Source organism: Klebsiella sp. KP20-425-1 (assembly GCF_025813515.1).
Lineage (GTDB): Bacteria > Pseudomonadota > Gammaproteobacteria > Enterobacterales > Enterobacteriaceae > Klebsiella > Klebsiella pneumoniae.
Genome location: NZ_CP109614.1, coordinates 2,854,885 through 2,868,323, shown reverse-complemented (window position 1 = coordinate 2,868,323; position 13,439 = coordinate 2,854,885). Strand labels below are relative to the sequence as shown.

Sequence of the window (13,439 nt, the reverse complement as noted above, 5' to 3'; positions counted from 1 at the left end):
GTGACGGGGCGGTTAACCTTCGCTTGGCGATTTCTCCGCTTTGCCAGCCAGCTGGGCGAGAAAGTCATAGCGCTTCTGCAGATCGGCGGCGGCGTCTTTCCATAGCTGCTCCGCCACTTCAGGCTGCTGGGCGTTCAGGCGGCGGAAACGTTGCTCATTAAGCAGCGTCTCGGCCAGCGCGTCTGATGGCGGACGGGAATCTAGCGCCAGCGGGATCTTGCCTTCATCTGCCCGACGCGGGTCGAAGCGGTAGAGCGGCCAGAAGCCGGTGGCGGTCAGCTGACGCATCTGGTCGTGGCTGAGCGCCAGATCGTAGCCATGCTCTTCGCAAGGGCTATAGGCGATGATCAGCGATGGCCCCGGATAGGCTTCCGCTTCCTGAATCGCTTTTACCGTCTGGTTCAGCTGCGCGCCCAGCGAAATTTGCGCCACATAAACATGACCGTACATCATCATGCTGACGCCCAGATCTTTACGCGCCTTGCGTTTGCCGTGCTCGCCAAACTTAGTCACTGCTCCCAGCGGGGTGGCTTTTGACGCCTGCCCGCCGGTGTTGGAGTAACACTGGGTGTCCAGCACCAGAATATTGACGTTTTCCGTCAGGCTCAGTACATGGTCCAGGCCGCCGAAGCCGATATCGTAAGCCCAGCCGTCGCCGCCGATCAGCCAGACGGATTTCTCCACCAGCGCGTCGGCATCGGTCAGCAGCTCTTCAGCTCCCGCCACGCCGGCCAGCGCCTGACGAAGGGCCGCCACCTGTTCGCGGCGAACTTCCGGCGTCGCCTCGGCGTGCAGCGCCGCGTTCAGCTCTACCGGCAGTTTGTCGGCGAATTCGCTCAGCAGGCGCATCACGCGCTGGCGATGCTGGTCGACGGTCAAGCGGAAGCCGAGCCCGAATTCGGCGTTATCCTCAAACAGCGAGTTGGCCCACGCCGGGCCGCGGCCGTTGGCGTCGGTAGTGTACGGTGTCGAGGGCAGGTTGCCGCCGTAAATGGAGGAGCAGCCGGTGGCGTTGGCAATCAGCATTCGGTCGCCGTAGAGCTGGGTCAGCAGTTTGATATACGGCGTTTCGCCACAGCCCGAGCAGGCGCCGGAGTATTCAAACAGCGGGCTGATCAGCTGCGAGGTGCGAATATCAATGCGCTCAAGTTTGCTGCGGTCGATTTCCGGCAGGTTGAGGAAGTACTCGTAATTGACCTTCTCCTCTTCCACATGCTCCAGGCGGGACATCATATTGATGGCCTTGATCTCCGGGTTCTGGCGGTCTTTTGCCGGGCACACTTCGACGCACAGGTTGCAGCCGGTGCAGTCTTCCGGGGCGACCTGCAGAACGTATTTCTGCCCGCGCATATCGCGGGATTTCACATCCAGCGAATGCAGGCTGGCAGGGGCGTTCTCCATCTCTTCCGGGGCGACCACTTTGGCGCGGATCGCCGAGTGCGGGCAGGCGGCGACGCAGTGGTTGCACTGAGTACACAGCGCTTCCTTCCAGATGGGGATCTCTTCGGCGATGTTGCGTTTCTCCCAGCGGGTGGTGCCCATGGGCCAGGTGCCGTCCGGCGGCAGAGCGGAGACCGGCAGCGCATCGCCGAGGCCGGCCAGCATCGCGGCGGTGACCGTTTTGACGAAATCCGGCGCGGCGTCGGAGACCACCGGCGGGCGGTTCGGACTGCTGGCGTTCACCGGCTGGAGCGGTACTTCCGCCAGTGATTCACGGGCCAGGGCCAGCGCCTGCCAGTTGCGCTCCACCAGCTCCTGACCTTTGCTGCTGTAGCTTTTGGCGATGGCTGCCTGCAGTTCCGCCAGCGCGCTATCACCCGGCAGGATCTGGGTTAAATGGAAAAAGGCCATCTGCATCACGGTATTAATGCGCGCCCCGAGGCTGCATTCGCGGGCGATCTTTGCCGCGTTGACCACGTAAAAACGCGCTTTTTTCTGATTCAGGGTGGCCTGGACTTCCTGGGGCAGGCGGGACCAGACCTCAACGGCGCTGTACGGCGTGTTGAGCAGGAAAATGCCGCCGGGCTTCAGCCGCTCGGCCATCTGGTATTTATCGATAAACTGCAGCTGGTGGCAGCCGACGAAATCAGCCTGCGAAATCAGATACGATGAACGAATCGGTTTTTCGCTGACCCGCAGATGCGAGACGGTGAGGCCGCCCGCTTTCTTCGAGTCATAGACAAAATAGCCCTGGGAGAACCATGGGGTCGAGTTGCCGATGATTTTGATGTTGTTTTTGGTGGCTGACACGCTGCCGTCGCTGCCGAGGCCGTAGAACAGGGCCTCGAGCTTGGCCTCTGCCGGCAGGGTATTTTCGCCCAGCGGCAGTGACAGGTTGGTCACGTCATCATAGATCCCGACGGTAAAGCGCGGCTTCGGCTGGGCGGCCTGCAGTTCACTGAATATCGCCAGCACGCATTCCGGACCAAACTCCTTGGAGGAGAGACCGTAGCGGCCGCCGATAGTGCGCGGTAGCGTCTCGCGCTCGCCGCGGTTAAAGGCTTCCGCCAGGGCGGTCATCACGTCGAGGTAAAGCGGTTCGGCAAGCGCGCCGGGTTCTTTGGTGCGATCCAGTACGGCAACCGCGCGGGCGCTCTCCGGCAGCGCCGCCAGCAGGTGGGCGGCGGAGAACGGGCGATAGAGGCGGACTTTTAGCACGCCGACTTTCTCGCCGCGACTCAGCAACTCATCGACCACCTCTTCGCAGGTGCCGATGGCCGAGCCCATAATGACGATCACGCGCTCTGCCTGCGGGTGGCCGTAAAACTCAAACGGTTTGTACTGACGGCCGGTGGCGGCAGCGAAATCGTCCATCGCTTTCTCGACATGGTCATACACCGCGTCGTACCACGGATTGGTAGCTTCCCGGGACTGGAAGTAAGTGTCGGGGTTGGCCGAGGTTCCGCGGATCACCGGGTGTTCCGGGTTGAGCGCGCGCTGGCGATGCTCAGAGATCTTATCCTGCGGCAGCAGGGCGCGAATAGTGTCATCCGCCAGCGGGGCGATTTTGTTGATTTCGTGCGAAGTACGGAAACCATCAAAGAAATGAATAAACGGCACCCGGCTTTGCAGGGTGGCGATATGCGAGATTAGCGCGAAATCCTGCGCTTCCTGAACGCTGCTGGCGCACAGCATGGCGCACCCGGTCTGGCGGACGGCCATGACATCGGAATGGTCGCCGAAGATCGACAACGCATGGGTAGCGACAGTGCGGGCGGCGACGTGCAGCACAAACGGCATCAGCTGGCCGGCCAGTTTGTACAGCGTAGGGATCATCAGCAGCAGGCCCTGCGATGAGGTAAAGGAGGTGGAGAGGGCGCCGGTCTGCAGCGCGCCATGTACGGCGCCAATGGCGCCCGCCTCCGACTGCATTTCGACCACGCGGGGAACATCGCCCCAGACGTTTTTCAGCCCATTGCCGGCCCAGGCGTCAGCCTGTTCCGCCATCGTTGAACTGGGCGTGATCGGGTAGATGGCGATAACTTCACTGGTGCGAAACGCGACGGAAGCGACCGCGCCATTACCATCAATCGTAATCATATGAAGACACCCTTACATTGCGCAAAAGAATGGACGCGTGAAACCGCGACGCGCCCTGTAATTATATAAGGGGTAGTTTAGCAAACCGCTGACCCCGCCATTTTTGCATTTGTGTCCTCAATGCGCCGGGTACCCGTGACCAGATCAATATTTTGCGTGGTTCGCGGAGAAAATGGCTGCCTGCCGGGAGAGGAACCACCTGCGTCGGGCGACATGGCCGAGGCAGATCAAGCTTTCGGCGAAAATTTGCTAGAAAATGTTAATGAGGCGCATAAATACGTACTTCCCCTCTCGACGCCGCCCGCCACGCTGCCTATTATTCTGGGGTTTGCTTTTTTAAGACGTTTCCGAGGGGAGAGAGAATGCGAGCTGCGATGTTAGTAGGATGTGCGGCGCTGTTGCTGTCCGCGTGCAGTAGTGAACCCGTTCAGCAGGCCACGGCGGCGCACGTCACGCCGGGAATGCGGGCGGCGATGAGCGACGCCGGTCAGGCCAACTGCGCCATGATAGGCGGCTCGTTATCGGTGGCTCGTCAGCTCGATGGTTCGGCGATTGGCATGTGCGCGCTGCCGAACGGCAAACGCTGCAGCGAGCAGGCGCTGGCGGGCGGCAGCTGCGGCTACTAACAGCGGCCCCGTCGCGGGGCAGCGTCAGCGGCACCTCAACGCCGGCTAGTGCATCAGGTCGGCGAGCTTATAGACCAGCGTCTGGTCGGCGGTCGCCAGCGTCAACTGGTTTTCCGTCAGATCGACCTGCGCACCCTCGCGCAGCATCTTGCCGATCGTCGCATCCAGGGTATTGAGCTGGGCGTCGTGGCACAGCATCCGGGTCATCGCCAGCGATTTGACCTTCAGCTCGCCGTCCGACACTTTACCTTCCCCGCTAAAGCCGTTGCACATATTGCCGGATACATACATCTTGCCCGTAATAGCCATCTTCTCACCGAAGCTGAGCTCCAGCGGCCGGTCGCTGGCGTTGACCGCCTGGCCGTTGACGCTGGTCAGCACGAAACGATGATGCTGCAGCTGTTCCGCACCGGTGGACACCTTACTGTTATAGACACAGCCGGACAGCAGCATACCTGCCGCCAGAAGCGCCGCAAATTTGTTCATTTTCACTCCAAGACATTCACATAACTAATAAAACCAAGCCAGTGTAACGGTATCGCAGCGGGGATCTGTGGGGATTATCTGAATGTGCTCCCCCCGGGAGAGGAGCACAAAAGGGAAAGGCATTAGACGATGGCGTTCGGACAGGTTTCGCCGTTGGCGACCTGCTGCAGGTTACCCAGAGTGGTCTCCGAAATGCTGATCAGCGCCTCGGCGGTGAGGAACGCCTGGTGGCCGGTAAACAGCACGTTATGGCAGGCGGAGAGGCGGCGGAAGACATCGTCCTGGATCACGTCGTTGGATTTGTCTTCAAAGAACAGATCGCGTTCGTTCTCATAAACGTCCAGCCCCAGCGCGCCAATTTTCTGGTGCTTCAGGGCGTCGATGGCCGCCTGAGAGTCGATCAGGGCGCCGCGGCTGGTGTTGATCACCATCACCCCGTCTTTCATCTGATCGAAGGCTTCGCGATTGAGCAGGTGGTAGTTTTCGTCGGTCAGCGGACAGTGCAGGGAGATCACGTCCGATTCCTTGTACAGCGTGGCGAGGTCAACATATTCCACCCCCAGCTCCAGCGCGGCGGCGCTTGGGTACGGGTCGAACGCCAGCAGGCGCATGCCGAAGCCTTTGAGGATCCGCAACATCGCTACGCCAATTTTCCCGGTGCCGATCACCCCGGCGGTTTTGCCGTACATGGTGAAGCCGGTGAGGCCTTCGAGGGAGAAATTGGCATCGCGGGTACGCTGGTAAGCGCGGTGGATGCGGCGGTTGAGCGACATCATCATACCGATCGCATGCTCAGCGACCGCTTCCGGAGAGTAAGCTGGAACGCGCACGACGCGCAGGCCAAGCTCCTTTGCCGCCTCAAGGTCGACGTTGTTAAACCCGGCGCAGCGCAGGGCGATATATTTCACCCCGTGGGCCTTCAGCTCTTCCAGCACCGGGCGGCTGCCGTCGTCATTGACGAAGATACATACCGCTTCGCAACCGTTGGCGGTTTTGGCAGTCTTCGCTGTCAGCAGGAAATCGAAGAATTCCAGTTCAAAGCCGTATGCATCATTAACGTGCTGCAGGTACTTTTTATCGTACTGCTTCGTACTATAAACCGCGATTTTCATAAGACTTTTCTCCAGTGATTATACCGTCACGGTAGCATATTTAAAATAATCGTACAATTATTAAAAAATAGTTTAATGAGAGGGTGCTAATCCTAATTCTAGAGCATATCGCGGACTTGCGGAATCTCTTTGAAAGACAAAGTTTTTTCACCACAAACTGAGGCTGAAAGCGCCGGGGGCGAGCAGCAGAAGCGGCCACAGCAGACCGGAGCTGACGTTAGCCAGCTGAAACGACCACAGCGGCAGACTGCTGGCGCCGCTAACGAAGGGCAGCGTAGCCCTCAGGGGAGAGAGAAAGCGGCTGAAAAAGATAGCCCACGGGCCATAGCGCTGAAAGAAGAGGCGGCTGCGGGCCAGACGCTCGGCGGTCAGCCAGCGTAGATGGGTGAGGCGATGACGGTAGCGAATGCCCAGCCGCCACGATAGCCAGAATCCGCCGATGGCGCCGAGGCTGGCGCTGGACCACATTAACAGGAAATGTCCGAGGCTGGCGGAAGCGAATGTTCCCAGCAGCAGCAGGCCGGAGGTGCCGGGGATTGCCAGCGAGACCAATGCGCAGGATTTAGTGAAGGTAAGCAGAAAAACAATCAGCAATACCCATGGATAGTGGTCCTGTGCGCTCTCTATGAGCGAGATAATTAACGACACCGCCTCTCCCGCAAGCTATTCCCGTCTGGCTGGAGTGTGGCAGGGGCGACTTAAACAACAGTTAAATGATAATGGCCGAACGTCGCGCCGCGAGTCCGGCTGGCAACTATGCTTTAACAGGCCGTAAACTTTCACTCACTGGTCGAACGTGTCACAATGGACGCCTTTCGGCTTTTACTTATGTTGAATCAGGATATTAACTGCCCATGAAGGGTAAATATAAAGCCGCCATCGCGCTGGTGTTAGTTCTGGTGTTATTGCCGCTAACCCTGCTGTTGACGCTAACCCACTGGGTGCCGACGCTGGCGGGCATCTGGCTGCCCGTGGGCACGCGTATCTCTTTGCAGGAGAGCCCGCGCCTGACGCGGTCGGCCCTGCTGATCCCCGATCTGCGTTATCTGGTGGGCGACTGTGAAATCGCCCGGGTGACCGATGCCCGTCTCTCGCGTCCCAGCCGCTGGCGGCTGCATATTGGCCAGCTGGAGATCAACAGCGCCTGCCTGAGCAAACTGCCGGCCAGCGATCCCTCTCCCGGTTCACCGCGCACGCTTGCCGAATGGCAATCGATGTTGCCCTATAGCTGGTTAACCATTGACAATCTGCGGCTCTCGCCGTGGGAGAAATGGCAGGGGCGGCTGGTAATGTCATTAACGCCTGCGCAGCAGGATATCGGCTTTGCCGGGAAGGAACTGAGTCTGCAGGCGCGCCTGCGCGGCCAGGCGCTCACCGTCAGCCAGTTCAGCGCCCGGCTGACTGACGATCAGCCGCCGGTGAAGTTGGTGGGGACCTTCCATCTGCCGCTGGTGCCGGATGGTCTGCCGGTCGACGGCCAGATGCAGGGCACCTTCGAATTCCCGCAGACTGCGGAATGGATCGATGCTGAGCTCGAGTGGCAGCACAATCGCGGCCAGCTGCTGGTCACCCCGCGGGGTGAGGTAGAGCCTATTCTGGACCTGCCGTGGGAGATCACCCCGGAGCGGATCACCATCAGCGACGGCCGTTGGCGCACCCGTTACGAGGCGTATCCGCTGCGCGGGCGGGTGGCGCTGTCGGTGGGTAACTGGCAGCAGGGCACCGAACAGATGATCGTCAGCGGTCGCCTGAATGTTCTCACCGAGGGGCATGCCGGGAAGGGCAATGCGGTACTGAATATTGGTCCGGGCAAGCTGAGCATGGATAACAGCGATCTGCCGCTGCGGCTCACCGGCGAGGCCAAGCTGGGGGAGATGATACTATACGCGGCGCTGCCGGCTCAGCTCAGCGGGCCGCTGATCAGCCCGCAGCTGGCTTTTCACCCCGGTGCGTTGCTGCGCTCGCGCGGGCGGGTGATCGACGCGCTGAATATTGACGAAATCCGCTGGCCGCTGGCCGGGGTGAAGGTCACCCAGCAGGGCGTCGATGGCCGCCTGCAGGCGATCCTTCGCGCCCATGAGCAGCAGATGGGCGACTTTACGCTGCATCTGGACGGTCAGGCGAGCGATTTTCTGCCCGACAGCGGCCGCTGGCAGTGGCGCTACTGGGGCGAGGGACATTTTACCCCGATGCAGGCGCGCTGGGATGTGAAGGGCAGCGGGGAATGGCGCGACAATGCTATTACCCTGAGCAGCCTTTCCACCGGCTTCGATAAGCTTGAGTACGGCACAATGCGGGTCAGCACCCCGCGTCTGACCCTCGAGCAGCCGATCCGCTGGCTGCGCGATGCTGAGCATCCGCGGTTGACCGGCGCGCTGTCGCTGGACGCCGCCAAAACCACCTTCTCCGGCGGCAGCTATCTCCCGGCCTCAACGCTGAAATTCGCTCTCGACGGTCGGGACCCGACGTGGTTCCAGTTCACCGGCGCCCTGCATGCCGAGGCTATCGGTCCGGTGCGTCTGTCCGGGCGCTGGGATGGCGAACGGCTGCGCGGCCAGGCGTGGTGGCCAAAACAGTCGCTAACGGTGTTCCAGCCGCTGGTGCCGCCGGACTGGAAGATGAACCTGCGCGAAGGCAGTCTCTACGCGCAGGTGGCCTTCTCGGCGGCAGCCGGGCAGGGATTTGAGGCGGGCGGCCATGGCGTCCTGAAGGGCGGCAGCGCCTGGATGCCGGATAACCAGATCAACGGCGTCGACTTCGTCCTGCCGTTCCGCTTCAGCGACGGTCACTGGCAGCTGGGCATCCGCCGCCCGGTCTCCCTGCGCATTGGCGAAATCGTCAACCAGGTCACCGCGCGTAATCTGACGGCGGACCTGCAGGGCACCTGGCCGTGGAGCGAGGCCAATCCGCTGCAGCTCAGCGACGTCAGCGTCGATCTGTTAGGCGGGAAACTGACGTTGCTGCAGCTGCGTATGCCGCAGCGCGACCCGGCGTTGATCCGCCTGCAGCATATCTCCAGCAGCGAACTGACCAGCGCCGTCAAGGTGAAACAGTTCGCCATGTCCGGCGCGGTGAGCGGCGCGCTGCCGCTGTGGCTGGAGAATAATCAATGGATCATCCACGACGGCTGGCTGCGCAATGACGGACCGATGACCCTGCGGCTGGATAAAGACACCGCCGATGCGCTGGTGGCGGATAACGTCTCCGCCGGGGCGGCGATTAACTGGCTGCGCTATATGGAAATCTCCCGCTCGTGGACGCAGATTAACCTCAATAATCTGGGCGTGTTGACGCTTAAGGCCAGCATCAACGGCACCAGCCGGGTGGACGGGAAAAGCAGTACCGTGCATTTAAACTACGCTCATGAAGAGAATATTTTCGACCTGTGGCGCAGTTTGCGCTTCGGCGACAATTTGCAGGCGTGGCTCGAGCAGAATGCTACGCTGCCCGTACGGCGCTGTACGGACGGTAAGACATGTAAGGAACCTAAATGAAGAAGCTGTTACTGGCCATGGTGGCGTCGATGCTGCTCGCCGGCTGTACGCCGCGCATCGAAATCGCGGCGTCGAAAGAGCCCATCACCATCAATATGAATGTCAAAATTGAGCATGAGATCCATATCAAGGTCGATAAGGATGTGGAAAACCTGCTCAAATCCCGCAGCGATTTGTTCTGAGGCGACGATGAGAAAACGACTGTTAACCGCGGCGCTGACGCTGGCTTTACTCAGCGCGCCCGCGCTGGCGTTGACCCTGAGCGAAGCGCGCCAGCAGGGACGAGTGGGGGAGACGCTGAACGGCTATCTCGCGCCGCTGCGTCAGGATAAAGAGACGCTGGCGCTGGTAAAGCAGATTAACGCCGCGCGCAGCGAAAGCTACCAGCAGCTGGCGGATGACAACAATCTGCCGGTGGATGAAGTGGCGAAAATGGCCGGGCAGAAGCTGGTGGCCCGCGCGCAGCCCGGGGAGTACGTCCAGGGATTGAACGGCCAGTGGCTGCGCAAATAATTAGCGACAGCGCTTGCGGTATTCCCCCGGGGTGACGCCAAAGCGCTGCTTAAAGGCGGTGGAGAAATGGCTGTGGTCGCTGAAGCCCCAGCGGTAGCCGATCCCCGCCAGCTTTTCATCGTCATGGACGTTCTGTAACGCCTGGGCACACAGATCCAACCGCCGGTTCTTAATATACTGCGCCACCACCAGCCCCTGATCGGCAAACAGCCGGTACAGGCTGCGTACCGACATGCCCGTCTCGCTGGCCAGCCACTCCGGACGCAGATGCTCCGACTGAATGGACGCATCGATTAACGCAATAATCTTCTGAAACTGCTTTTCCCGCCGGGAAGGGGCAGGATCGCGCTGATGCAGCACCGGGCGCAACAGGCAGGCGATCGCCTCCAGCGCGGCTTCGCTCTCGCTGGCGGAGAGCGTCGTGCCGCCCATGCTTTCCAGCAGCAGTCGCTGGCTGAGCTGGACCATTGGCAGAGATTTGTCCAGCCGGCAGGCGGTAGTGATGTCCCCTGTGGGCGCCACCCGCTGGCGCGGCAGCAGCAGCGAGGCCTGACGCGAGGTCTGCTGCCAGACGATGGAGCATGGGCGGGCGGCGTCGATTAACGTGATATCGCCTGCCGCCAGCGTCACCTGGCGATCGTCCTGTTCGAGGATGGCTTCGCCGGCGAGCTGAAACACGGTATAGAACCAGGCGTCGTTATCGCGTTTTATCTCATTGCGCGTGCGGTAGAGATTGACGCCGGCGGCGGTGACGGTACTGACCTTGAGGCTGCCGGCGTAGCGGGCGTCAATCTCGCCGTGGAAACTCTCCTCCAACGGCCGGGCGGCGAAATGGCCGCAGACCTGATTGATCGTCGCCAGCCAGCGCTGATACGCCAGCCCTCCCTCTGCCGTGGTCATCATTCGCCCTTCTCCTGTAATAACAATGTTTCCGCATTGTTGCATTTGTGTCGCCTCAGGCAAGGGCGCGATGGCGGGTATATGAAAGAACTATTACCCGCGGCACATTTCTGCGAGGGCAGACGACGGAATTGCGGCGACTGTCACAGCGGCGCAAACGAATGTCACAGAGAAAAAAGCGCCAACCGCCAACCAGACATAGACTGAAAGCACTATCCGCGATGAATAAGGAAAGGGTATGTCCACCTCACAGATAGCGCTGCTTGCCAGCGTCCAGCAGTTTTTAGACCGTCAGCATGGCCTGTATATCGACGGCGCCCCCTGCGCCGCGCAGAGCGAAAACCGGTTAACCGTCTGGGATCCGGCCACCGGGCAGGCGATTGCCACCACCGCCGACGCCAGCCCGGCGGATGTCGACCGGGCGGTGATGTCCGCCTGGCGCGCTTTTGTCGATCGCCGCTGGGCCGGGCGCACCCCGGCTGACCGTGAACGCATCCTGCTGCGTTTTGCCGATCTGGTGGAGCAGCACGGCGAAGAGCTGGCGCAACTGGAAACCCTCGAGCAGGGGAAATCCATTGCCATCTCCCGCGCCTTTGAGGTCGGCTGCACCCTGAACTGGATGCGCTACACCGCGGGGCTGACCACCAAGATCAGCGGCCGGACGCTGGACGTTTCGATCCCGTTCCCGCAAGGGGCGCGTTACCAGGCGTGGACCAAAAAAGAGCCGGTCGGGGTGGTGGCGGGCATCGTCCCGTGGAATTTCCCGCTGATGATCGGCATGTGGAAGGTCATGCCGGCCCTGGCGGCGGGCTGTTCGATCGTCATCAAACCCTCGGAAACCACCCCGCTGACCCTGCTGCGGGTGGCGGAGCTGGCGACCCAGGCGGGCGTTCCTGACGGGGTGTTCAACGTGGTCACCGGCAGCGGCGCCGGCTGCGGCGCGGCGCTGACCGCCCATCCGCAGGTGGCGAAGGTTAGCTTTACCGGCTCGACGGCGACCGGGAAACAGATTGCCCGCGTGGCTGCCGACCGCCTGACCCGCGTGACGCTGGAGCTGGGTGGCAAGAATCCGGCGATTGTGCTCAAAGACGCCGACCCCCAGTGGGTTATTGAGGGGCTGATGACCGGAAGCTTCCTCAATCAGGGGCAGGTCTGCGCCGCCAGCTCGCGGATCTACATCGAAGCGCCGCTGTTTGATACCCTGGTCAGCGGCTTCGAGCAGGCGGTGAAATCGCTGCAGGTGGGGCCGGGGATGCAGGAGACGGCGCAGATCAACCCGGTGGTCTCCCGGGCCCACTGCGACAAGGTGGCGGCCTACCTCGAAGAGGCTCGCCAGCAGAAGGCAGAGATTATCAGCGGCAGCGCCGGACCAGATGCGGGAGGGTACTATATTCCGCCGACGCTGGTGGTAAACCCCGACGCCGGACTGCGTCTCAGCCGTGAGGAGGTTTTTGGCCCGGTGGTGAACCTGGTGCGAGTGGCCGATGGCGAGGAGGCGCTGCGCCTGGCCAACGACAGCGATTTTGGTCTGACCGCCAGCGTCTGGACCCGCGATCTGACCCAGGCCCTGAACTACACCGACCGTCTGCAGGCGGGAACGGTATGGGTCAACAGCCATACCCTGATTGACGCCAACCTGCCTTTCGGCGGCATGAAGCAGTCTGGAACCGGCCGCGATTTCGGCCCTGACTGGCTCGACGGCTGGTGCGAAACCAAATCCGTCTGCGTGCGCTACTAGCCCTCCGTCGGGGAAGGCGAAAGGCTTTTCCCGACGCGCCCCTTGCCGACTTCCGGTCTTTCTCGCTACTGTGGAGGGCAATCTTTGCCTAATCTGGGCGGTGAATCATCAGGAGGTCTTCGGCATGACAGCATTTCCTAAGGTTGCGCTAATTGGTCCCGGCGCCATCGGCACCACGATTGCCGCCGCCCTGTTTGAGAGGGGGAGGGCGCCGATGGTCTGCGGGCGTACCGCGCATTCGGCGCTGGTGCTGCGCACTGACGAGGGTGAGATCGTGGTGCCCGGCCCGGTGCACACCGACCCGATGGCGATAGCCGCCCCCTTCGACCTGGTCTTTGTCGCGGTGAAAACCACCCAGACGGAGGCCATCGCCCCCTGGCTGACGGCCCTGTGTTCCCCTGACACCGTGGTGTGCGTGCTGCAAAACGGCGTTGAGCAGCGCCAGCAGTTTGCCCCCTTGACCGGCGGCGCGACGGTGCTGCCGTCGGTGGTCTGGTTCCCGGCCCAGCGCGATGCCGATGCCTCTGTCTGGTTGCGCGCCACGCCGCGCCTGACGCTGCCGGATCTGCCGGGGGCAGAGCGGGTGCAGCAGGCGCTGGCGGGAACCCGCTGCGCGGTGGACCTGGCGGCTGATTTTACCACCGTGGCCTGGCGCAAACTGTTGCAGAACGCGGTTGCCGGACTGATGGTGCTGACCGGACGCCGCGCCGGGATGTTCGCCCGGGAGGACATCACTGCCCTCGGACTGGCTTATCTGCGCGAATGCCTACAGGTGGCGCGGGCGGAAGGGGCCGCCCTGAGCGACAACGTGCCGGAGGAGATTATCGCCGGCTTTCATCGGGCGCCTGCCGACTTAAGCACCTCTATTCTGATCGATCGCCTCAATGGCCGACCGCTGGAGTGGGATATTCGTAACGGCGTGGTGCAGCGTCGCGGGCGTCAGCACGGCATTCCGACGCCGCTCAGCGATATCATCGTGCCGCTGCTGGCGGCGGCCAGCGACGGCCCGGGCTGACCCGGGCTGGCGCGG

The 13,439-nt window shown here is 61.7% G+C and carries 11 protein-coding genes; 6 read left to right on the top strand and 5 right to left on the bottom strand.

Going from position 1 to position 13,439, the window contains the following annotated elements; all coding sequences use genetic code 11:
• Positions 1-12 precede the first annotated feature (12 nt).
• Positions 13-3,540: a pyruvate:ferredoxin (flavodoxin) oxidoreductase gene (gene nifJ / locus OHJ17_RS14125; protein ID WP_032432968.1), complete on the bottom strand. Its 3,528-nt coding sequence runs from the start codon at positions 3,538-3,540 to the stop codon at positions 13-15.
• Positions 3,541-3,902: 362 nt separating this feature from the next.
• On the opposite strand from nifJ, the gene OHJ17_RS14120 reads away from it, so the two are divergent.
• Entirely contained in the window at positions 3,903-4,166 is a 264-nt protein-coding gene (locus tag OHJ17_RS14120; RefSeq protein WP_004140155.1) for a putative hemolysin, read from the top strand.
• A gap of 45 nt (positions 4,167-4,211) precedes the next feature.
• Here OHJ17_RS14120 and hslJ read toward each other — a convergent pair whose 3' ends face one another.
• The 3 genes from hslJ to OHJ17_RS14105 form a co-directional block, all read right to left on the bottom strand.
• Entirely contained in the window at positions 4,212-4,652 is a 441-nt protein-coding gene (gene hslJ / locus OHJ17_RS14115) for a heat shock protein HslJ (RefSeq protein ID WP_009309014.1), read from the bottom strand.
• Positions 4,653-4,774: 122 nt separating this feature from the next.
• A complete protein-coding gene (locus OHJ17_RS14110) occupies positions 4,775-5,764 on the bottom strand; it encodes a 2-hydroxyacid dehydrogenase (protein WP_002902515.1) in 990 nt (329 codons plus the stop codon).
• A gap of 147 nt (positions 5,765-5,911) precedes the next feature.
• On the bottom strand, positions 5,912-6,412 hold the full coding sequence (locus tag OHJ17_RS14105) for a DedA family protein (protein WP_002902516.1): 501 nt from the start codon (positions 6,410-6,412) through the stop codon (positions 5,912-5,914).
• A gap of 206 nt (positions 6,413-6,618) precedes the next feature.
• Here OHJ17_RS14105 and OHJ17_RS14100 point away from each other — a divergent pair, with 206 nt between their 5' ends.
• The 3 genes from OHJ17_RS14100 to OHJ17_RS14090 are packed head-to-tail and all read left to right on the top strand — an operon-like array spanning position 6,619 to position 9,771.
• Positions 6,619-9,258: a YdbH family protein gene (locus OHJ17_RS14100; protein WP_016947234.1), complete on the top strand. Its 2,640-nt coding sequence runs from the start codon at positions 6,619-6,621 to the stop codon at positions 9,256-9,258.
• On the top strand, positions 9,255-9,440 hold the full coding sequence (locus OHJ17_RS14095) for a YnbE family lipoprotein (protein WP_004140145.1): 186 nt from the start codon (positions 9,255-9,257) through the stop codon (positions 9,438-9,440). The genes OHJ17_RS14100 and OHJ17_RS14095 overlap by 4 nt, the downstream gene beginning before the upstream one ends.
• 7 nt (positions 9,441-9,447) lie before the next feature.
• On the top strand, positions 9,448-9,771 hold the full coding sequence (locus OHJ17_RS14090) for a YdbL family probable chaperone protein (RefSeq protein ID WP_002902522.1): 324 nt from the start codon (positions 9,448-9,450) through the stop codon (positions 9,769-9,771).
• Here OHJ17_RS14090 and feaR read toward each other — a convergent pair whose 3' ends face one another.
• The gene (gene feaR, locus OHJ17_RS14085; protein WP_004151588.1) at positions 9,772-10,674 is read right to left on the bottom strand and encodes a transcriptional regulator FeaR; all 903 of its coding nucleotides are present in this window, start codon (positions 10,672-10,674) and stop codon (positions 9,772-9,774) included.
• Positions 10,675-10,909: 235 nt separating this feature from the next.
• Between feaR and OHJ17_RS14080 the strand changes: the two genes are divergently transcribed.
• Positions 10,910-12,409 (top strand): aldehyde dehydrogenase family protein, encoded by a 1,500-nt coding sequence (locus OHJ17_RS14080; RefSeq protein WP_032432970.1) that lies wholly within the window; start codon positions 10,910-10,912, stop codon positions 12,407-12,409.
• A 124-nt stretch (positions 12,410-12,533) separates the two neighbouring features.
• The gene (locus OHJ17_RS14075; RefSeq protein ID WP_009309007.1) at positions 12,534-13,424 is read left to right on the top strand and encodes an oxidoreductase; all 891 of its coding nucleotides are present in this window, start codon (positions 12,534-12,536) and stop codon (positions 13,422-13,424) included.
• The last annotated feature ends 15 nt before the right edge of the window (positions 13,425-13,439 follow it).

Bases quoted from the DNA above. Each gene is read 5' to 3' on its own strand.
- nifJ (WP_032432968.1), bottom strand. From the start codon at position 3,540: ATGATTACGATTGATGGTAATGGCGCGGTCGCTTCCGTCGCGTTTCGC.
- OHJ17_RS14120 (WP_004140155.1), top strand. From the start codon at position 3,903: ATGCGAGCTGCGATGTTAGTAGGATGTGCGGCGCTGTTGCTGTCCGCG.
- hslJ (WP_009309014.1), bottom strand. From the start codon at position 4,652: ATGAACAAATTTGCGGCGCTTCTGGCGGCAGGTATGCTGCTGTCCGGC.
- OHJ17_RS14110 (WP_002902515.1), bottom strand. From the start codon at position 5,764: ATGAAAATCGCGGTTTATAGTACGAAGCAGTACGATAAAAAGTACCTG.
- OHJ17_RS14100 (WP_016947234.1), top strand. From the start codon at position 6,619: ATGAAGGGTAAATATAAAGCCGCCATCGCGCTGGTGTTAGTTCTGGTG.
- OHJ17_RS14095 (WP_004140145.1), top strand. From the start codon at position 9,255: ATGAAGAAGCTGTTACTGGCCATGGTGGCGTCGATGCTGCTCGCCGGC.
- OHJ17_RS14090 (WP_002902522.1), top strand. From the start codon at position 9,448: ATGAGAAAACGACTGTTAACCGCGGCGCTGACGCTGGCTTTACTCAGC.
- feaR (WP_004151588.1), bottom strand. From the start codon at position 10,674: ATGATGACCACGGCAGAGGGAGGGCTGGCGTATCAGCGCTGGCTGGCG.
- OHJ17_RS14080 (WP_032432970.1), top strand. From the start codon at position 10,910: ATGTCCACCTCACAGATAGCGCTGCTTGCCAGCGTCCAGCAGTTTTTA.
- OHJ17_RS14075 (WP_009309007.1), top strand. From the start codon at position 12,534: ATGACAGCATTTCCTAAGGTTGCGCTAATTGGTCCCGGCGCCATCGGC.